The sequence below is a fragment of the Streptomyces sp. NPDC004838 genome, from assembly GCF_053600955.1.
In genome coordinates this window covers 1-19,844 of sequence record NZ_JBSGAW010000018.1, presented here as the reverse complement: position 1 = coordinate 19,844, position 19,844 = coordinate 1, and the positions used below count along the sequence as shown (strand labels likewise).

Annotated in this window: 15 protein-coding genes; 6 read left to right on the top strand and 9 right to left on the bottom strand. The window is 71.3% G+C overall.

Going from position 1 to position 19,844, the window contains the following annotated elements:
• Positions 1–24: 24 nt before the first annotated feature.
• Complete coding sequence (locus ACWEFL_RS20785; RefSeq protein ID WP_451714593.1) at positions 25–2,067, bottom strand: N,N-dimethylformamidase beta subunit family domain-containing protein; 2,043 nt, start codon at positions 2,065–2,067, stop codon at positions 25–27.
• A gap of 100 nt (positions 2,068–2,167) precedes the next feature.
• On the opposite strand from ACWEFL_RS20785, the gene ACWEFL_RS20780 reads away from it, so the two are divergent.
• The 5 genes from ACWEFL_RS20780 (at position 2,168) to ACWEFL_RS20760 (ending at position 8,921) form a co-directional block, all read left to right on the top strand.
• Entirely contained in the window at positions 2,168–2,950 is a 783-nt protein-coding gene (locus ACWEFL_RS20780) for a FadR/GntR family transcriptional regulator (RefSeq protein WP_451714591.1), read from the top strand.
• 342 nt (positions 2,951–3,292) lie between these two features.
• Entirely contained in the window at positions 3,293–4,231 is a 939-nt protein-coding gene (locus ACWEFL_RS20775) for a hypothetical protein (protein ID WP_451714588.1), read from the top strand.
• A 161-nt stretch (positions 4,232–4,392) separates the two neighbouring features.
• Positions 4,393–5,760, top strand: a complete 1,368-nt coding sequence (locus ACWEFL_RS20770) for an aminotransferase family protein (protein ID WP_451714585.1) — start codon at positions 4,393–4,395, stop codon at positions 5,758–5,760.
• Complete coding sequence (locus ACWEFL_RS20765; protein ID WP_451714582.1) at positions 5,757–7,172, top strand: glutamine synthetase family protein; 1,416 nt, start codon at positions 5,757–5,759, stop codon at positions 7,170–7,172. Before ACWEFL_RS20770 ends, ACWEFL_RS20765 begins: the two co-directional genes overlap by 4 nt.
• A gap of 60 nt (positions 7,173–7,232) precedes the next feature.
• On the top strand, positions 7,233–8,921 hold the full coding sequence (locus ACWEFL_RS20760; RefSeq protein WP_451714579.1) for an amino acid permease: 1,689 nt from the start codon (positions 7,233–7,235) through the stop codon (positions 8,919–8,921).
• A gap of 169 nt (positions 8,922–9,090) precedes the next feature.
• Here ACWEFL_RS20760 and ACWEFL_RS20755 read toward each other — a convergent pair whose 3' ends face one another.
• From ACWEFL_RS20755 to ACWEFL_RS20745, 3 genes are all read right to left on the bottom strand, one after another.
• Positions 9,091–9,891 carry an SAM-dependent methyltransferase gene (locus ACWEFL_RS20755; protein ID WP_451714577.1) on the bottom strand — a complete coding sequence of 267 codons (801 nt, stop codon included), beginning with the start codon at positions 9,889–9,891 and terminating at the stop codon, positions 9,091–9,093.
• A 267-nt stretch (positions 9,892–10,158) separates the two neighbouring features.
• Entirely contained in the window at positions 10,159–10,791 is a 633-nt protein-coding gene (locus tag ACWEFL_RS20750) for a class I SAM-dependent methyltransferase (RefSeq protein WP_451714574.1), read from the bottom strand.
• A 188-nt stretch (positions 10,792–10,979) separates the two neighbouring features.
• Positions 10,980–11,282 (bottom strand): hypothetical protein, encoded by a 303-nt coding sequence (locus ACWEFL_RS20745; RefSeq protein ID WP_451714571.1) that lies wholly within the window; start codon positions 11,280–11,282, stop codon positions 10,980–10,982.
• Positions 11,283–11,635: 353 nt separating this feature from the next.
• On the opposite strand from ACWEFL_RS20745, the gene ACWEFL_RS20740 reads away from it, so the two are divergent.
• Complete coding sequence (locus tag ACWEFL_RS20740; protein ID WP_451714569.1) at positions 11,636–12,757, top strand: glycerophosphodiester phosphodiesterase; 1,122 nt, start codon at positions 11,636–11,638, stop codon at positions 12,755–12,757.
• A gap of 201 nt (positions 12,758–12,958) precedes the next feature.
• Here ACWEFL_RS20740 and ACWEFL_RS20735 read toward each other — a convergent pair whose 3' ends face one another.
• From ACWEFL_RS20735 to ACWEFL_RS20715, 5 genes are all read right to left on the bottom strand, one after another.
• A complete protein-coding gene (locus ACWEFL_RS20735; RefSeq protein WP_451714567.1) occupies positions 12,959–14,983 on the bottom strand; it encodes a M4 family metallopeptidase in 2,025 nt (674 codons plus the stop codon).
• A 651-nt stretch (positions 14,984–15,634) separates the two neighbouring features.
• Positions 15,635–16,420, bottom strand: a complete 786-nt coding sequence (locus ACWEFL_RS20730; RefSeq protein WP_451714565.1) for an IclR family transcriptional regulator — start codon at positions 16,418–16,420, stop codon at positions 15,635–15,637.
• Between the two features lie 238 nt (positions 16,421–16,658).
• A complete protein-coding gene (locus ACWEFL_RS20725; RefSeq protein WP_451714563.1) occupies positions 16,659–17,513 on the bottom strand; it encodes an alpha/beta fold hydrolase in 855 nt (284 codons plus the stop codon).
• Between the two features lie 142 nt (positions 17,514–17,655).
• On the bottom strand, positions 17,656–18,552 hold the full coding sequence (locus tag ACWEFL_RS20720) for an alpha/beta fold hydrolase (protein WP_451714560.1): 897 nt from the start codon (positions 18,550–18,552) through the stop codon (positions 17,656–17,658).
• A 1-nt stretch (position 18,553) separates the two neighbouring features.
• Positions 18,554–19,844, bottom strand: a 1,291-nt coding sequence (locus tag ACWEFL_RS20715; RefSeq protein ID WP_451714558.1) for a peptidase dimerization domain-containing protein, incomplete at its 5' end; no start/stop codon positions are given.

Below are 19,844 nucleotides of genomic sequence, written 5' to 3'. Positions count from 1 at the left end.
CGCCGAAGCCCGCCGCGCGGACGTTCACTTCGCGCCGCGGCGGAGGTACTCGGTCAGCACGTTGTCGGTGATGCGGGCGATGTCGTTGCGGTAGCCGTCGTGCGACAGACTGCCCGCCCAGGAACACGAACCGACGCTGAACACGGACCCTCCGCCGGGGCGTTCGAGATGGACCACGTCCGAGCGCACCCGGTCGCTGGTGCTGCCCGTGACCTCCGCCACGGTGACGTCGAGTTCCTCGACGGCGAGCAGATACGAGTCGGGGTGCAGGCCCTGCGAGGTCATGAGGACGACGCCGTCGGCGGGGGAGCCGGCGCGCCGGTCGTAGCGGTCGATCTCGTAGCCCGCGGCCCCGCCCAGGCTGAGTCCGTAGTCGCCGATGACGTCCGCGTCCGAGACCCCGTCGAAGATCCACGCGTGGGACGGGTCGTCCGCGGCGGCGGTCCGCCGGTAGCCGGGCGCCCGGTCGCGGCCGTCGGACTGGGCGGTGAAGCCGACGCCGGTGAGGCGGTGCGGCGGCCGGTCCCGGTACCGCCACAGCCCTCCCGGCTCGCCCGTGGTCTGGTGGCGCGACTCGCCGGGCCGGGAGTTCCAGGCGCGGGTGCCGTTGACGCCGCGCCGTACCTCCGCGATGTACGGGCGGTCCGGATCGATGCTGGTGACCCAGTAGAAGCCGTTGCCGCCCAGGTACATCACCCGGCCGCCGCCGTCCAGATAGGACTCCAGGGCGACCAGCATCTCCCTGGTGCAGTACTCGGGATGGGTGCCGGTGACGATCACCGGATAGCGGGCGAGCAACGCGGCCCCCTGCTCATGGAGTTCGTGATCGGTGAACGCGTCCCACGGCTCGCCCCGGTGGTCCAGGAAGTCCGCGATGTACAGGTCCGCGCCGAACCGCTCCGGAGCCCCGGTGTTCCACCAGACGAAGTCCGGGCGGAGATTGGGGATCGGGCGGAGTATCGACACGAGCGAACAGCCCGAGCCGTCGCCGTGCTTGTCGTACACCGAGAGACCGGCTTCCGGGTGGGCGGCGAGCCACCGGTCGGCGGGCGCCGGCTCCGTGGTCCGGTCCGCGGGAACCATCCCGCCGTCGCCCGCCGCGACCAGGCGTTCATTGGCGTACGCCAGATAGGTCAGGGTCGGCAGCAGGAAGCCGATGCGCGCGGTGGCCGTGCCGCGCGGCGGGCACACGGTGAACGGCACATGGTCCACGAGCCCTTCGCCGTCCCGCAGGCGGAACGCGTACACCCCGCTGGGCAGGTCGTCCGGGACGGTCAGTTCGGCGGTCGCGGTGAATCCGGCGTCCTCGACGTCGTCCTCGTGGAAGTGCACGGCGGCGTACTCGGCGGGCGCGGAACGGAAGTCGGTCGTGTCGTCCCTCCAGTGCCGTCCGGTCACCGCCAGGGTGGGTCCGTTGACCAGCCGCAGTTCCCGGATGTCGTGGATCCGCGTCCCGACCCGGAGTTCTTCGAGCTTGCCGGTGAAGTGCTCGCTCCCGGCCGTGGTCGCCGCGACCGTGACGGGACCGGCCGGTGCCGCCTGGTCGCAGGGCGTCGACCGGATGTCGTCACCGGCCTCCAGCCGCAGGAATCCGGGGCCGACGGTCACCCCGAGCCTGGTCCAGCGCTCCGGATCCACCGCCCGCCCGGCCGTCAGCAGAGCCTCGCCGAGGCGGACGCCGGGTGTTCCGTCCGCGTCGAGGAACAGCTCCAGATCTCCCCGGCCGACGACCACCTGGCGGCTGCCCCGCGCTGGCCTGGCCGTCCACAGCCACACCGAGAGCCGGTCGGCCGGGCCGGGGTCGGCGAGTACGCCGTACGACCCCGCCCGGATCCGCTGTGTACCACCGGGGTAGCGGCCGTCCACGGGGGAGGGGACCGGGTCGGCGCGCAGGCCGGGGCCGGCCGGGTTCGGGTCGCCGTGGCGCAGCCGTACCAGGTTGACGTCGATCGACGCGGCCGACGCCGAGACCATCAGCCGGACGGAGTCGCCGGGAGCGGCCGACCACCGGTCGGTGTAGCCGATCAGTTCACTGCCGTCGTCGCCGATGAGCCGACCAGATGACATCGCGTATCCTCGTTCTTCGAACCAAGAAAGGACCCGTTTGAGGTCCTTATGCAAACATTGGGCGTCGAATGGGTCAAGGGGCAGTGGACGGCGTGGCATCATGACCACCGTGACGGGGAAGTCGGGCGACGGCGAGAGCCCGCTCTTCGATGTGATCGAACAGCAGCGGGCGCACGAGTACGTGGCCGAACAGATCCGCAGACACATCGGTCTCGGCATCCTCGCACCCGGCGAGGCCCTGCCGCCGGAGCGGGAGCTGGTGCGGCTGTTCGGCGTCGGCCGGGCGACGATCCAGCTCGCCATCGGCACCCTCGAAGCCGAACGCCTCATCGAGACCAGGCGCGGCCGGGCCGGTGGATCCTTCGTCCTGGCGCCCGCGGACCGGCCGGGGACCCTCGACTTCCGGGTGCTCGAAGTGGCGCAGTCCGCCGATCTGATCCGGGAGGCGATCGACTACCGGCTGGTGGTCGAGCCCGCCGCGGCCAGGGCGGCGGCCCTGGCGCGGACCGAGGAACAGCTCGCCGGGATCGGCGCGGCCGCGGACCGGATGAACGCGGCCGTCACGGACGCCGAGTTCATGCGCGAGGACACCGCGTTCCATCTGGCCATCGCCGGGGCGAGCGGCAATCGTTTCGTGGTCGAGGCGATCGAGCGGACCCGGCTCCATCTCAACGCGGTGCTCGCGCTCCTGCCCGAGAGTCAGGCGTGGCACGACGTCTCGATCGACGAGCACGCGGGCATCCTCACGGCTCTCGCGGGCCGGGACGCCGATACGGCGGAGGCCCTGATGCGCGAGCACGTCGGCCGGACCGCCCGGAGCATGCACACGCTCCTGGAGTCGCTCGCCGCCAGGCCGGCGCTGCGCGACCCCCGTACCCGCTAGTGCTCCGCGCCGGAAACGGCGACTCCGAGTACTTGGTGAGGTAGTCGGCGAGGGAGTCGAGGATCTCGTCGGCGGCCGTGGTCCCTGGGGGACTCGTTCGTCGGCGAGGGAGGCTTCCGTCCAGTTTCGGTTATGTCTACGTCCTGGTGATGTCCGGGTGGGAACGCACCCGTGCCGGAGGGCCCGTCTCCGAGCAAGGGGTAAGCGGAGTCCGGCCGATCCGACCGGGTGCTGCGGTTCGGCAACAGAGATGCCCGAACCTGGTCGTGGTCCTTCAAATGCTGGGAAAATTACCTCGGTTGGCACCAAACACCGCACCACGACAGGTAGAGGAGACAGCAGATGCCCGAGCAGCCGCCCGAGGGTCCCGCTCAACCGCCGGCAGGTGTTCCCGATCCACCTCCGGTGCCGCACTTCCCGCCGGGGTACGCGCCGCCTGCGGGCGGCTACGGCCCGCCCGAGCCCCAGTGGTCGCAACCGGGACCGATGCCCGTACCGGGACCGGCCGGCAGTGCTCCACGCAAAGCGCTCTGGATCGGGCTGGGAGCCGTCGGCGCGACGGCTCTGATCGCCACCACCATGCTCCTGACGAACTCGAACGAAACCTCGCGGCCCGCCTCGGCTCCGGGTGCGACGGCGGGAGCCGGACAGGGAGCGGGCGGCCGGGGTACGCAGCCGACGACCGGCGCCAACGCCGGTACGGGCGACCAGGGCGCCGCGGCCGGGGGCAACCGGAATCCGGCCGCGGGGGACCAGGCGATGGGCCGCATCCAACTGCCCGACACATTCCTGAACCTGTCGCGGGACGACAACAGCTACGTCGGCCAGTCGCTCAAGCAGCAGGAGTCGGCCGTCAGGGCGCGGATCCCGAACTCGCGCGTCACCTCCGCCGCGTACACGGGCGGATTACTCGGTGAGAACTACGTGGTCGCGCTGGCAGTCGAGAAGGACAGCCCGATCAGTGCGCAGGAACGCTCTGAGATACTCGCCCATATGCCGGAGCCCGATGTGGACGAGCCGGGCATGACCATCACACACAGTGAGGTCACGGAGGAGGATCCCGGCCCGCTCGGTGGCATCCTGCGCTGCTCCGTGGGAACCCTGCGGACCGACAACCCGGATCCGTCGGGCAACCACACGGCCAGCTACACCATCTGCGCCTGGCTGGACGCCAACACCTACGTGACCGTCAGCGAGGGTGCCAGCATGAACGGTCTCGACCTGGCCAAGGCCGCGGAGAACGCCCGCCAGCTGCGAGCGGAGGCCGAGACCCGCCGGTAGCGGAGACGTCGGCGGCCTCAGTCCCCTTCCCCTCTTTCCTCCTCTTCCCCCCTTCCCCTTTCGTCCCGCTCTCGGCCTCCCGGTGCCCGACCGTTGACAGTGGTCGGCCTGGAATCTATAAAGGACTCACTTGAGGTCCAATAAACCAATGGGGGCTTTTCGTGAGTGATCGTTCTTTCGTTCGGGCCGACCGGACCAGCGTCTTCGTCCGGGAACTCGACCGGGCATACCCGCTCATCGAGCGGGGCGACGGCGTCTGGCTCTACGACACGGCCGGCAACGCCTACCTCGACGCCGTCAGCGGAGGCGCGATGGTGACCAGCCTCGGGCACGGCGACATCCCCGAGATCGTCGAGGCCGCCGCCGAACAGACACGGCGGCTCTCGTACGTGTACAACGTGCACGTCACCACACCCGCCCAGGAGGAACTGGCCGCCGAACTCGTGGGGATCGCCCCCGAGGGGTTCACCAGGGTGCACTTCACCTCCGGCGGCACGGAGGCCAACGAACTGGGCCTGCGGATGGCCCGCTCGTACCACGTCGAACGGGGCGAGCCGTCCCGCCATCTGATCATCTCGCCGGCGCAGTCCTACCACGGCGCGAGCATCGCGACCTTCGGCCTCACCGGCCGACCGGGCCTGCAGAGCCCGTACCAGCCCTACATCCAGCAGCAGCCGCACATCGCCCCGTCGACCTGGCGCACCGACCCCACCGGACAGAGCGCCCTCGCCGAACTGGACCGGGTGCTCGCCGAAGCCGGGCCGGAGAACGTGGCCGCGTTCCTGCTGGAGCCGGTCAGCGCCGCCGCACTGCCCGGCTACAGCCCGCCGGAGGCTTTCTGGCACGGGCTGGAGCAGCGCCGCCGCGAGCACGGCTTCCTCATCTGGTTCGACGAGGTGGTCACCGGACTGGGCCGCACCGGAACCTGGTTCGCCGCCCACCAGACGCCGGTCGTGCCCGACATCATCACCACCGCCAAGGGACTCGGCGCAGGCTTCATCCCCATCGGCGGAATGCTCGTCAGGGAGCACGTCTACCAGGCCGTCGCCCAGGGGTCCCGCGCGTTCGAGCCGGGCCACACCTGGGACGGCGCCCCGGTCTCCTGCGCCGTCGGCCTCGCCGTCCTCAACCGGCTCCGCCGCGAGCGCCTGGTGGAGTCGGTCCGCGAGCGCGGCCCCAAGCTGCGGCAGGCCCTCGAAGACGCCCTCTCCGGCTGCGAGATGGTCCGCGAGGTCCGCGGACGCGGCTTCCTGCTCGGCATCAGCTACGTCGACCCGGACGACGGCGAATCGTTCCTCGACCCGTCGCTCCGAGTCGCCGGGCGCATCGACCAGGAGGCCCGCGACCGACAGCTCCTCATCTACTCCACCCAGCCCACCGCCGACGGCTTCGCCGGCGACCAGACCCTCCTCGCCCCCGCGTTCTCCGCCGGCGACGGTGAACTCGACGAGATGGTCGACCGGGTGCAGGCGACCGTGCGCGCGGTGGAGGCGGCCGTGAAGAAGGACATCGCGGGCCGCAGATCATGACCGACCCCCGCCCAGCGGAGGACGGGCCCCGCCCGGCGGAGCCGAGAACATCCTCCTGGCCCCGCCCGCTCGACCTGGCCGGGCTGCGCGAACTCGTCGCGACGGGCGCGGTCGACACCGTCGAGGCCGCCGCCGTCGACATGCAGGGCCGGCTGCCCGGCAGACGGCTGCCCGCCCGCCACTTCCTCGACGAGGTGGCCGCACGCGGACTGGAGTGCCAGAGCTATCTGCTGGCGACGGACGCCGAGATGAGCACCCCGTCCGGATACGCCATCGCCTCCTGGGAGACCGGATACGGCAATCTCGTCCTCCGCCCCGATCCCGACGCACTGCGCCCGGCCCCCTGGCGGGACCGCACCGCACTCGTCCTGTGCGACCTCACCACCCGCGACGGCGCACCCGTCCCCGTATCGCCCCGGCAGATCCTCCGCCGGCAACTGGACCGGCTCGACGCCCTCGGACTGCGCGCCCTGGTCGGCGCGGAACTGGAGTTCCTGCTCTACACGACCTCGTACCGCCGGGCCTGGGCGAGCGGATACCGCGAACTCGAACCGGCCACCCACTTCGGCAACGACCTCAGCCTCCTGGACACCGGCAGCGGCGGAAGGTTCCTGAACCGGCTGATGAACGACCTGGCCACGGCCGGTGTCCCGCTGGAAGGACTCGTCGGCGAGGCCAACGCGGGACAGTACGAACTCGTACTCCGCTACGCGGACGCCCTGCGCGCCTGCGACAACCAGGCGGTGGGCAGGTTCGCGGTGAAACAGCTCGCCGCGGACGAGGGACTGAGCGCCACCTTCATGCCCAAGGCCAACCGGGGCGACGGCAACTCCTGCCACCTCCACTTCAGCCTGCGCGACCACGACGGCCGACCGGCGTTCGCCGGTACCGGCCCCCACGGGTTCTCCCCGCTGATGACCCGCTTCCTGGCCGGACAACTGGCCTACCTGCGGGACTTCACCCTCCTCTTCGCACCGAACATCAACTCCTACAAACGCTTCGCCGCCGCGAGCTACGCGCCCACGACGGTCGCCTGGGGCTTCGACAACCGGACCTGCGCCCTGCGGGTCCTCGGCTCGGGCGAGTCGCTGCGCTTCGAACACCGGGTACCGGGCGGCGACGTCAACGCCCATCTCGCCGTCTCCGCGATCATCGCGGCCGGACTCCAGGGCGTCGAGGAGAACCTGGAGCTGGACGAGGCACTGACCGGCAACGCGTACACCTCGGGCAGGCGGCCGCTTCCCCCGACCCTCGCCGAGGCGATCACGTCCTTCAGGGACAGCACGGCCGCGCACAAGGCGTTCGGCCAGGACACCGTCGACCACTACGCACGCGCCGGAGAGGTCGAACTCGAAGCCTTCTCCGCCGCCGTCACCGACTGGGAACTGGCGCGGGGCTTCGAACGCCTGTGACCGTCCCGCACTCCGCGCGTCCACCACGTCGAACCACCGTTCAGGCAAGGAGCAGCCGAGGTGAGACCCATCGAACCCCAGCCCGAAGTACCCGCCGGCGGACCACCGGTCACCGGCGGCGCGGGCGGGACGCCCCGGAACCAGGAGAACCAGGCGCCCGGGAACCAGGCATCCGGGAATCAGCCGGGCGGGCCCGCGCCGGGGCTCCGGACCGACAAGCCCGCACCGGGGCTCCGACCGGACGAACCCGCGCCCCGGAAGGACGAACCCACGCCCGAGAAGTACGAGCAGGAACTGTCCCGCAGCCTGAAAGTGCTCGGGAACATGGCGATCGTCGTCGCCGCCATCACCCCCGCCTCTTCGGCGTTCGTCATCGCCGCCGTCGTCTTCGCGATCAGCGGCAGCGGCGCGGCCCTCGCGTTCGCGGTGGCCGCCCTCCTCGGCATCGCGATGGCGTTCTGCTGGGCGGAACTCGGCGCGGCCTACCCGCTGGCCGGAGGCGACTACTCCTTCATCGCCCGGACCCTCGGGCGGGCGTCAGGCTTCGTCTCCCTGGTACTCACCGGCCCGGTGCAGGCGATCCTCATCCCGGCGGTCATCGCGCTCGGCATGGCCGAGTACCTGGAGACCGTGTTCTCGGCGGACGCCAACGTCATCGGAGCCGTCGTCATCGCGGTGTCCACCGTGATCGCCGTCTTCGGGATCAAGTTCAGCGCGCTCGCCACCGGGATCCTGCTCGTACTCGAACTGGCCGCGGTCGCCCTCGTCACCGTACTCGGCTTCGTGAACGCGCAGCGCCCGGTGACCGACCTCTTCACCCCCCAGCTCTTCGACGCCGACGGCGGGTCGAGTCCGCTGACCGCCGGGGCGCTGATCGCGGGCGTCGCCGTCGCCAGCTTCGCCTACAACGGCTTCCAGGGCGCGATCCTCTTCTCCGAGGAGACCCAGGGCCCCGCGCGGAACATCGCGAGAGCCGTGTTCGGCGCGCTGGTGGTCGCCGTACTCGCCGAACTGCTGCCCGTCGCGGCGGCACTGCTCGGCTCGCCGTCCATGGCCGAGCTGACCACCAGCGACAGCCCCTGGCAGTACTTCCTGACCAGCATCGGCGGCGAGACGTTCAACACGGTCATCAGCCTCGGCATCGCCATCGCGATCCTGAACGGTGTCATCGCCCTGATGCCCTACTTCGCCAGGATCCTCTACAGCTCCGGCCGCGACATGGTCTGGCCCGCGCCCGTCAGCCGCGCCCTGTCCGCCGTGCACCCCCGGTTCCAGACCCCCTGGATCGCCACCCTCATCATCGGAGCGGCCGGCACCGCACTGATCCTCGTCGCCGACGTCGTCACCCTGACCACCTGGGTGGGAGCCACGGTGGCCATCGAGTACTCGCTCGTCGCCATGGCCGCGGTGGTCAGCAGAATCCGCAGACGGGACCTCGAACGGCCCTACCGTATGCCGTGGTGGCCTCTGCCGCCCCTGGTCGGACTGGCGATCTCGCTGCTCGTGCTGAGCGAGCAGACCGGACGGGACCTCTTCATCGCGACCGCCATCGTCGGCGGGGCCCTGCTCTACTACGTCTGCTACCTCCGGCCGCGCAGCGGTACGCACATGCTCACGCTCGCGCCGCCCACCGGAGAACCCGCCGTCGCCACCGACGAATCCGGTGCCGTGTCCCGCTCCGACACCGCGTCCGGCACCGCGTCCGGCTCCGGCTCCGACGCCGCGTCCGGCTCGGGAGCACGGCCGTGACTCCGCGCACCGGACCGGCCCCGAGGGGAGCAGGCTCCGCCTTCCACGACCGGGCTCGGCCGCGACCTCGCCGGGACGCCTCCCGGCGAGGCCGGTCTCCCGGAGGAGCGGCCCCAGCGCTGCGAGCCGCCGGAGCCCGGTCGGCGCGTCGGCGGACCAGTCCGGCGGCTCAGGGCTTGCGCGCCACCCCGGCGTACATGTTCGTCGCCGCGTCCGGCAGCCGCTCGCCGTCGGCGGGCGGCCGCCAGGCCGTCATCGGCACGATGCCGGGGTCGACGAGGGCGAGGCCGTGGAAGAGCCGTTCCACCTCGGCGAGGTTCCGCAGATACATGGGGATGCCCCGCCGCGTGTACTCGGCTGCCAGCGCCTCGGATCCGGAGGCGAGATCAGCGGTCGCCAGGGTGATGGCCACACAGCTGCCCGACGCCAGCGGTTCGACCAGGGTCTCGATCAACCCCTGGGCGTCCTCGACGAATTGGAGCATCGCGATGACCGTCAGGCCGACGGGCTCGCTCAGATCGAGTGTCCTGAGCAGGGCCGGATCGGCCAGCAGCGTGTCCGGGGTGTTCATATCGGCCTCGATATAGGCGATCCGGCCCTCGGGAGTGCTGTCCATCAGCGCGTCGGCGTGGGCGAGAACGATCGGGTCGTTGTCCACGTACACGATCCGCGCCTGAGGAGTCACCCCCTGGGCGACCTGGTGCAGGTTCGGCTCGGTCGGAATGCCGGTGCCGATGTCGAGGAACTGTCCGATACGGGCGTCGGCCGCCAGCCAGTGGACCATGCGGCGCATCGTCGCCCGGTTGGCCAGCATGCTCGTACGCAGACCGGGCCAGGCGCGCAGCGACGCCTCGGCCGCCTCCCGGTCCACCTCGTAGTTGTCCTTGCCGCCCAGAATGTAGTCGTACACTCGCGCCGAATGCGGTCGGCTGCCGTGCCGTAACGTCTCTCGCCCGCCCTGGTCGCTCATGCGCTGCCGCCTGTTCCCTGTGATCTGCCGGTCCACCGTGAGCCCGCCGGATGACGGCGGAACGTCGCCGGACCGGAACCGTAGCCCAACACCGGCGGCCACGTCAGGGCGATGGCCGAGATCGGGCCCGTACAGCGAATCCGCTTCCCCGGCCGCTCCCTGCTACGGCATCCCGGCCGGTGCGCTCCCGGCACCCCGGCCGACACGGATTCGCCCGGCCGCGGGCACGGCACGACCGTGCCCGCGGCCGCGGTCGCCGGGCCGGATTCAGGTCCGGCGGCAGAGCAGAAACAACTGTGGCTCGGCCACAGCGTCCGGGTAGTCCGGGGTGAACAGGGTGCTCTGCTCCCACAGGACGGAGAAGCCCGACCCGGTGACCAGCGCCGTGAACTCCTCGGGCCCGAAGCTGGTCAACCGCACCCGCTGGCCCATGAACACTCCGTCGACGGCTTCCACGTCCAGCGGCACCGTCGCGACGACGAGACGGCCTCCGGGACGCAGCGCCCGCCCGAGCCGATCCAGGAGTCGCGACTGATCGTTCCGTGACATCTGCAGAAGCGAGAAGTAGACACAGACGGCGTCGAAACTCTCGTCCTTGAGGGTCAGTTCGCGAATGTCGGCGCATTCGAAGACCGCTTCCGGCACCTGACGGGCGGACAGATCCACCATGACCGGGGAGACATCGATCCCCAGCACCTCGTGGCCGGCGTCGGCCAGGGTCCGGGCCGTCGGCAGGCCCGTTCCGCTGCCCACGTCCAGCACGCGGCTGCGCGGCGCGAGATCCTCCAACAGCCTCAGCAACGAGGCGTGGTGAGCGGCGGAGTGGGCGAAGGCCCGCTCGTAGTCGGCGCCCAGCGCGTCGAAGACCGTCGCGGCCTCTGTGCTGTGGTCCTCATCCATCCGTGGGAGTCCTTCCGTCGCCCGGTGGCGGTCCGGGGGATCGTTTCATGAATCCCCGCGGCCTCGGATGTGTATGCGCCCGGATCGGACGATTGACTCGTCCCGCTCGTGCCCCTGGGCGAACCGCTCACGTCCCCGGGCGAGGAGGTACGTCCCCTCGGGGTTCCCGAACCCGGTGAGACGAGCCCTCACCCGGTACCCAGATACTCCGCGAGATCCGGATTCTCCCTGGCCGCGATCTCCAGCAGCCCGGACGAGACCGGTTCTCCCGACGGCTCCGTCAGCAGCCGCTCCAGGGACGGCCCGAAGGGCAGCATCTCCGGAGACAGACCGGGCGGAGCGCCCTCGGGATCGCGTTCCTTCGCGATCAGCCGCTGGGCGACCGCGGCGATGGCGAGATCCCGGCTCGTGCACTCGGGAGCGTCGCGGATACGCGCGACCTCGGCGGCGAGCGCCAGCAGTTCCCGCGCCTCCTCGGGCAGCTCTCGCACGGTCAGCCACCCCCTCGCCGGGAGTGCCGCGGGCCGCCGTGCGTGGAGACCGTCCTCTCGCTCATGCCGTGCATCCGCTCCCCCGTACGGCTCTTCCCGCCGCCTGGCCGGCACGGGTACGACGGGTGTCACCTTACGTACGGATCGCCACCCGAACAGGCGAACGGCGTGCATCGATGGATCACGGCCGCCGTTCCGGCCGAAAGCCCCGCCCGTCTTCCCGGCTCGGGAGCGGACGCGACCGAATCCGACATCCCCAGGTCACCAGTCCTTCAGCCTGCGGTCGCCCGAAGCCGACCCGCCCGCCGGATGCTGTGCACGGACCGGACGACCCTCCCTCAGAAAGGCATCACATGTCTCACCACCCACTCGCCGTGCGCGCCGGGCGATTCACCGGCCGCAGGATCACGGTGTCCGCGCTGGCAGTCCTCTCGGCCGTGTCGCTCATGGCTCCGCAGGCATCGGCGGCGTCGGGGAGCGAGAAGCCGAAGCAGAAGCAGAAGCAGAAGCAGGGTTTCGATCTGCAGGCCCACCGGGGAGGGCTCGGACTCGTCGTCGAGAACACCGTCGCCTCGTTCTCCAACGCTCTGGAGACCGGAGTGACCACACTCGAACTCGACGTCCAGATCACCAAGGACGGAGCGGCCGTCGTCACCCACGACCGGCGTATCGCCTCGACGAAGTGCCGCGACACGGCCCCTGCCGTGCCGGGAGACCCGCAGTACCCGTATGCCGGCAAGTACATCGTCGACCTCACCCTGGCGCAGGTGCGCACGCTCGACTGCGGCACGCAGACGCTGCCTCAGCATCCCGGACAGCGCCCCAGCCCGGGCGCGAAGATGCCGCTGCTCTCCGAGGTGTTCGACGTCGCCAAGCGCTACAAGGCGCACAAGGTCATGATGAACGTCGAGACGAAGGTGGAAGCGGGAGCGCCGCACGAGACCGCGCCGCGCGAGCAGTTCGTCCAGGTCGTCGCCCGCGAGGTCCGTGAGGCAGGTGTCCTGGACCAGGTCACCATCCAGAGCTTCGACTGGGGCGCCCTGATGCGCATGCGCCAGGTCGAGCCGCGCCTGCCCATCGTCGCACTCACCAACGGCCAGCAGTTCCTCCAGGCGGGTATGCCCGGCAAGTCCCCGTGGCTCGGCGGTATCGACATCGACGACTTCGGCGGCGACCTGGTGGCGGCCGTCAAGTCGTTCAAGGCCGACGCCCTCTCGCCCGTGCACGGCGACCCCCAGGGCGGTGCCGTCAACGATCCCGGCTACCGGCCGTATGTGACCTCGGAGATGGTCGCGAAGGCGCACGCCGCCGGTATGAAGGTCATCCCGTGGACCGTCAACGACCCGGCCACGATGCACAAGCTGATCGATGACGGCGTCGACGGCATCATCACGGACTACCCGGACCGGCTCCGTACGGTGATGGCCGAACGCGGCTTCAAGCTGCCGAAGGCGTACCGCGCCCCGCGTAACTGACCGGCGCGGCGGCCGCGGGCGCGATCACCTCGTCGCCGGTGGGGTCCCACACCCGTCACCGAGCGCCGCCCGGCGGTCAGGGGACGGAACCCGGTTTCGGTGACGACGCGGGGGCGCGGCGGATGGCGGGGGACGGTGGCCGGGTCCGCTCCGGGCCGCCGTCCCCCTGTCGGGATCCGGGCATCGCGCCGATCGCTTGGATCAGAAGGAGAGCTTCCAGCTGTGGATGAAGGGCCCGGTCTGGGTGGACATGTCGCCGTACACCCTGAGGGTCCAGGTGCCGTTGGCGGTCTCGGAGGAGGCATCGACGCCGAGCGTGGCGATGTAGGAGCCCGTTTCCCCGTAGGCATTGCTCGCGAGGGGGTAGACGGTGCCGTCCGGTGCCACCAATTCCGTCTTCGCCGAGAACGCGTTGACGAGGTGCAGGTCGACGAGCAGGATCGTGGGGGCCTTGCCGGGGACTCCCGTGACGGTGATCGGCGATTCGGCCACGGCGGGCAGGTCCGGGATGGGGACGCGGGTGGTGTTCTCGAAGACGGGCCCGGCCGGCCTGGGGGCGGGGTTGTCGTGGCGGACGCCGACGTTGACGGCTCCCCAGGCGTCCATGACGTGCCGGTACGTGGCCGATTTCCGGCCGTACAGATCGGCGGCGGCGGCGAGGGTGGCGGCGCGGGCTCCGGCGTAGTCGGTGGTGGAGACCATGTAGAGGGTGAGGGCCCGGTACCAGATCCTCTCGGCCGCGGCCCGGCCGATCCCGGTGACGGGCAGTCCGTCGTGGGTGGGGCTGTTGTAGGCGACGCCGTTCACGGTCTTGGCGCCGCTGCCCTCGGAGGCCAGGTAGAACCAGTGCGTGGCCGGACCGGCCATGTACGCGGAATTCCTGCCGGAGGTGAAGCGGGGGTGCCAGTAGTCGGTGGACCTGCCCCGCTGGGAAGGCCGGTCCATGTGGCGCAGGGGAGGACGAACGCCCCCGATGTCGACGTTCTCGCCGATCATGTAGTCGCCCCGGTCGCGTGAGTTGTCCGCGTGGAACTCCACGGCGGCGGCGAAGATGTCGCTGCTGGCCTCGGAGAGACCGGCGGCCTCGCCGAAGCTGTACAGCTTGGCGGTGCTGGAGTTGAGGCCGTGTGCCAACTCGTGCGCCGCGATGTCGATGGACGTGTACGGCGTCGTGCCGCCGTCGCCGTAGCTGACGCAGAAGCAGGAGTCCTGCCAGAAGGCGATGGCGTAGTTCCTCTGGAAGTGGACGCGGGACGACGCGCCGTCACCGTCGTTGCGGATGCCGTAGCGGTCGTGCACATCGGCGAAGTAGTCCCAGGTGACCTGAGCCCCGTACGCCGCGTCCACGGCGTCGGTCTGCCGGTTCGCAGAGGTGCCGTCGCCCCAGATGTCGTCGTTGTCGGTGAAGAGCTTCCCGCTGCCTTCCCCCTGCCCTTCCATGTCGTAGACCCGGTGACTGCCCCGGCGGATGTCGGTGAGGTTGTAGAGGGAGCCGAAGCGCGAGGTGACCAGGGGGACCCGGCCGCTGTGCCTGCTGTTGCCGGTGGCGTTCATCACGGCTTCACGGCGGTTGAGTTCGGCTCCGGTCGTGGCGTCGGTGACCACATGGAGCTCGCTTGGCGTGCCGTCGGGCTGGGCGCCCTCGACCACGGTCTCCCAGGCGAGGACCGGGCGGCCGGTGGCGGCCCAGACCACGGCGCGGGCGGCGCCGGCGGCGACGGCGCTCCGGGTTCCGTCCTTCTTCGCCCGGCTGAGGGAGGAGGCGCGGGCGGACGCGGCGCTGCGGGCGGGAGTGGTGCTGGGGACGGAGATCCGGGCGGAGGTCGCCCTGGTCACACCCTTGACGGTGCCGGAGGGCGTGGCGTGGATGACGAGGTCGCCGCCCAGGACGGGTAACCCGTCGAAGGCGCGTTCGTAGCGGGTGTGCACCGTGCCGTCGGCGTCCTCGAGCACGCTCGTCGGAAGGAGTGTCTCCTCGGGGCCGAGTCCGATGGCGGCCGCGGTCCTGGAGCGGGCGGCGGTGGCGTCGGCGAGCAGGTCGGCCTGGTGCGCGCGGCTGAGCTTCACCGGCAGGGCTCCGGCACGGGTCGGCGCGGCCGACGGGTCCGGCCCGGCGGCCGTGGCGGGCGCGGCCCCGGCCGTACCGGACGGCAAGGCCACGGCGATCAGCGCGACGCCGGTGAGCAGCGCTCCGGCGGCCGACGTCCTGCGGGGAATCCTTCTCATCTGTACTCCTTCTGCGGCGACCGCGTCACGGCCGGAACAGGACCCGTCGGCGGGGGAGTGCCGGACGGGGCAGAGATCTTCGGTGCGGGTGCGCTGCCGGGACCCTCAGCACCCCGATGCGCTGTGGTCCATGCGCCGCGAGGCGTGTGTCGTCTCAAGGGGCGGTCAGGGCGCGATGGGCAACGCAGGGGGAAGCGTGACACCGGGGACGGTGATCGGGCAGGAGCGATGCGGTGAGGTGGCCGGAACCCATCCGCGGTCCATCGGTCGTCGTCCGCGCGGCGAACGTCCGCCGGCCGGTCGCCGCCGCAGTGTTCCGGACCGGCCGCGGCGCGGGTGAGACATGTGCCGACCAGTCCGGACGGGCCGCCACACCAGGGGCCGTGGCCGGGACCGGCGGCGTCGGCAGGGGTGACGGCGGGGTCCTCGGCGCGGGAGACCGGCGCGTGACGGTATCGCCGATGCCGAGGTGATTCCCGCGCGGCGTGACCGGTTTCCGCGCAGCGCGATAACGCGACAGCCGGTTAGGCAGCGGCCGGCCGCCCGTGGGAGCGCTGCGGCGACGCTACAGCCGGTGTCCCGTGGCGCCGCCCGTGTGAAGTGCTCGCGCGGCCGGACCCGGCAGGTCCCGCGCGAGGCGTGTCAGCCGTGTCAGTCGCGGCTCATGGCGGTGATGGTCTTGCTGATGCGCCGGCCCACCATGTCCAGCAGACCCGCGTACTTCCGCACATCCGCCCGGAACACGGGAGCCGTCACCGACAGCGCCCCCATCGTCGCCCCGGTCGCGCCGACGAGCGGGATCGCGACGCTGAGGAACCCCACTCGGGTCTGCTCGGACTCCACGGCGTAACCGGCCGCCCGCGCCCGCGCCAGTTCCTGGAGCAGCAGGCCCGGCGTACCGACCGTGTGAGGAGTGATCCGCTCCAGCGGCGCGGCCACCACGTCGTCCACCAGGGACCGCGGCCCGAACGCGAGCAGCACCTTGCCGGTCGCCGTGCAGTACAGCGGCATCCGCCCGGCGACCCGCGAGGGCCGGGTGACCTGGCCGTGTCCGGAGACCTTCTCCAGATAGAGCACCTCCAGGCCGTCGAGGACGGCCAGATGGATCGTCTCGTTGGTCGCCTGGTACAGGTCCTCCATGTACGGCCGCGCCGCCTCCCGGAGGATCCGCTGCCGGGGCACGCGCTGGCCGATCTCGAAGAGCCGCATACCGAGCCAGTAGTCGGAGCCGCGGCGCTCCAGCACGCCCCAACGCAGCAGTTCCTGCGCCAGACGGTGGACGGACGCCTTGGGCACCCCGGAGCGGCGGGTGATCTCGGTGAGGGAGAGGTGCTCGTCGTCCTGACCGAACACCTCCAGAATGAGCTGGACCTTGCCCAGCACACTGTTAGCGACCGTTTCCGCCCCTTTGGGGCGGGCTTCGACCTGTCTCGCCATGGTCGAAGGATCACCCCGCGGGCCGGGGCCGGTCAACAGAACCGGCCCGCTGAACGGACCGGGACCACGCGCCGGATTCGTCCGGTGACGTCCGGTACGGCCACGGCCCTGGCCACTCCCACCCGGCCCGTGCGGCGGTTCCTCCCGTGCCGGCGCCGCGCCGACGAGACCGGAGCGCCGCACTCCCACCCGCGGCTCGCCGGAGGCGAACCGCTCCGGTGGAAGCGGACGGACCGGCTCAGCCGGTCGCCCCGCGCAGAAACGCCAGGCTGATCCGGTTGTAGCGCTCCGCCTGCTCGTGCTGGGGCCAGTGCCCGCATGCGTCGAACAGTTCGAGTTGGGAGCCGGGGACGGCCTTGTGCATGGCCGCCGCCTCCGGCACCTCGCCGAACGGGTTCTGGCGTCCCCACACGATCAGGGTCGGCTGGGTGATCCGCGCCAGCTCATCGGGGCGCAGCAGATTGCGCAGCCGGCGTTCCATGTTCTGGAGCGAGAGGAGGTTGCCGACGTTGGCGACGAAATCGGGCCGGTGGTAGATCTCGTGCCGCACCTCGACGAGTTCCTCGGTGGCGTCCGCGTCGTCGGCCATGAGCAGCCGCAGGCGCTCACGGGTCAGGCCGATGTCGTCGCTCGCGACGGCCCGCTCGGTGCTGGTGCGGATGCGTTCCATGATCTCGGGGTTGGCCACGGTTCCGCCCGCGCACAGCAGTTGCAGGCTGATCACCCGGTCGGGGTGCTCGATCGCGGTCCGGGCGCCGACCCAGCCGCCGAGTGACTCCCCGACGATGTGCGCGCGCTCCACCCCGACGGCGTCGAGGAAGTCCAGCAGGTGGGCGACGTAGTCGGCGATCTCGTACGGCCTGGCGGGCTTCCCCGAGTAGCCGTGGCCGAGCATGTCGACGGCGTACAGGTCGTACTCGGCGTGCGCGGCGATGTTGCGGTAGAAGGCTTCGAGGTGACCGCTGGTGCCGTGCAGGAAGACGACGGCCTCGGCGTCGGGGTCGCCGGCGCGCAGCGTGCGTGTCGGCACGCCGTTCGCGTCGACGTACTCCACACGGTGGGCGAGGGGACCCAGTTCGGTCCAGATGCTCATATCACTGCTCCCATTCTCGGGGATGGCTACTTCTGGTTGATGCGATGCACCTGGGTGTTGCTGCGGGCGGCGAGCCTGCGCAGTCCGATGGCAGCGGCGGCCAGCGAGATCAGGAGCACGAACGGGTTCCTGGCGCGAGTCGTCACAGGGCCGCCCCCTTCGCGAGCGGGGAGGAGCCGCCGGGGTCCGGGGAGCCGAGCGAGTCGAGGAAGCCGCTGACCACGGAGTGGTAGGCGTGCGGACGCTCCTCCTGGGGGTGGTGGGAGGCGTGGTCCATCACATGCAGGTTGCCGTTCGGAACCATGCGGGCCAGCATCAGCGGGTAGTCCGGGGTCAGGAACGCGTCGTGCATGCCCCACAGGAACAGGGTGGGAGCCCGTACCTCGCCGAGTTCCTTGGTGAGGTCCTGCCACTCGCCGCGCGGGGAGTCGGAGTCGGCGGCCAGTTCGCGTTCCCCCGGATCGAGACTCTGCTCGTACCGCAGATCGAGGGTCTCCTCCGGCAGCCGGTCGCCGTCGTACCACTCCAGACGGGTGATGAGCCGGCGCATCTTCTCCCGCGTCGGGCCCTCGCCGCCGTAGTAGACGTCGCGGGCGTTGCGGCCACGCCGGCCTCCCTCGGGCAGGGGGGCGAGCGGGCCGTGGAACACCGGCATGCTGCCGGTCACCACGAGCGCGCGGACCCGGTCGGGGTACCTGGCGGCGAGGTTGAGGGCGATCGTGCCGCCCCAGGAGTTGCAGACGAAGTCGGCGCGCGCCACACCCAGGGTGTCGAACAGGCCGACCGTCCGGGCCGCGTGGTGGTCCCACATCGGTCCGCTGATACGGCTCTTCTCGGACTTGCCGTACTGCTGGATGTCGACGAGGAGGCAGCGCCGGTCGGCCGCGAACAGGGGCGCGACGGGCCCGAAGTCGCTCCAGGCGGTGCAGCCGGGGCCGCCGCCGTGCAGGAACACGGTGTCGGGGCCGCTGCCGAGATCGTGGTAGTGGAAACGGGTGCCGCCGCCGTCGGCGTAGCGGCTCTCGGGAGGTGGGGTCATGTCAGTCCTTCCGTGGGTCGGCGGGAGCCGAGGGGGCGCGCTCGCCGTTCGTGGCCGTGAGCGCGACCCGGGCCAGCACTTCGCACAGGCGTCGCATGGCGCGGACGTCGACGGTGTTCATGCCGCGGGAGAAGTCGGCGTCGACGACGTCGGAGGTCACTTTCGGCATCCCGACCCGAGCGGTGGGGATGCCGCGGGCCCGCAGGATGTTGGCGTCGGTGGCGCCGCTGTTGTCGGGCGCCGGCCGGTGCGGTGTTCCCGTGGTCCGCTCCCAGGCCGCGACGGCGGCGCGTACGACCGGCGCGTCCGGCGGGGTGTGGGTGCCGGGGATCGCCAGGACGAGTTCGAGCCCGAGGTCCGTGTCCAGTTCGGCGGAGAGGCGCGCCAGATACGCCGCCAGCTCCCGTTTGGCGGCCAGAGGCGGCGTTCCGGGGGCGATCCGCAGGTCCAGCCGGATACGGCAGGTCGCGGGGGTCACCGCGAGCATGCGTTCCCAGCCGCCCGCGATCGACCCGATCACCCCTTGCGGTGCGGCGGTGGAGGTCCGGTGCCGGGCCGGGTAGCCGGCCAGCCACTTCTCCAGCCGGGTCACCACCTCGGCCGCGGTGACGACGGGATTGCGGTACGGGAGCCGGTGGCGGCTGCCGGCGTAGGTGTGGATGCCCGGCACGGTGATCTCGAACCAGCAGAGCCCCACCTCCTCGTGGGCGATGAAGTCGCCGGGCTTGGCGATGACGGCGTGGTCGGTGTGCCAGCCGCGTTCGAGCAGAAACGAACAGCCCACGCCATGGCCGGTGTTGGCTCGGTCGGGGTAGCCCGGCGCCTCGATGGCATTGGTCGGCATACCGCCGGCCCCGAAGGCCACCACGAGGTCGCCGGCCGTCGGCGGGCGCACCTCGCCGAGGGCTTCGGCGAGCACCAGGACGCAGGCGGCGTGCCCCTTGGGGTTGCCGGCGCCGAGCCCGGTGACGTACGGGCCCTCGTCCCGTGGCCGGGGCACCATGTCCGGGCGCAGCCGCTCGCCGATCCACGGCAGGTCGACGGCGTCCTCGCCGGTGGTGAGCGTGTCGATGGGGGCGTACAGCATCAGGTCCTCGCCGCCGCCCCGGCCGCGCAGCCGGCCGACGGCATTGGCCTGGTGCGCGTCGAGATGCTGCGCGGTGGCGGCGAACCCGGCGGCGGCCAGCCGATCGGCCAGCAGATGTGCGAGCGGGGCCTCCCGACCGGTGGGGCTGGCCACCGCCGTGACGGCGTGGGCGGCCTCCCGCAGCCGGTCGGCGGTGATCCGGGCG

Coding starts and splice junctions, on each gene's coding strand:
- ACWEFL_RS20785 (WP_451714593.1), bottom strand. CDS start 2,067: ATGTCATCTGGTCGGCTCATCGGCGACGACGGCAGTGAACTGATCGGC.
- ACWEFL_RS20780 (WP_451714591.1), top strand. CDS start 2,168: ATGACCACCGTGACGGGGAAGTCGGGCGACGGCGAGAGCCCGCTCTTC.
- ACWEFL_RS20775 (WP_451714588.1), top strand. CDS start 3,293: ATGCCCGAGCAGCCGCCCGAGGGTCCCGCTCAACCGCCGGCAGGTGTT.
- ACWEFL_RS20765 (WP_451714582.1), top strand. CDS start 5,757: ATGACCGACCCCCGCCCAGCGGAGGACGGGCCCCGCCCGGCGGAGCCG.
- ACWEFL_RS20755 (WP_451714577.1), bottom strand. CDS start 9,891: ATGAGCGACCAGGGCGGGCGAGAGACGTTACGGCACGGCAGCCGACCG.
- ACWEFL_RS20750 (WP_451714574.1), bottom strand. CDS start 10,791: ATGGATGAGGACCACAGCACAGAGGCCGCGACGGTCTTCGACGCGCTG.
- ACWEFL_RS20740 (WP_451714569.1), top strand. CDS start 11,636: ATGTCTCACCACCCACTCGCCGTGCGCGCCGGGCGATTCACCGGCCGC.
- ACWEFL_RS20735 (WP_451714567.1), bottom strand. CDS start 14,983: ATGAGAAGGATTCCCCGCAGGACGTCGGCCGCCGGAGCGCTGCTCACC.
- ACWEFL_RS20730 (WP_451714565.1), bottom strand. CDS start 16,420: ATGGCGAGACAGGTCGAAGCCCGCCCCAAAGGGGCGGAAACGGTCGCT.
- ACWEFL_RS20725 (WP_451714563.1), bottom strand. CDS start 17,513: ATGAGCATCTGGACCGAACTGGGTCCCCTCGCCCACCGTGTGGAGTAC.
- ACWEFL_RS20720 (WP_451714560.1), bottom strand. CDS start 18,552: ATGACCCCACCTCCCGAGAGCCGCTACGCCGACGGCGGCGGCACCCGT.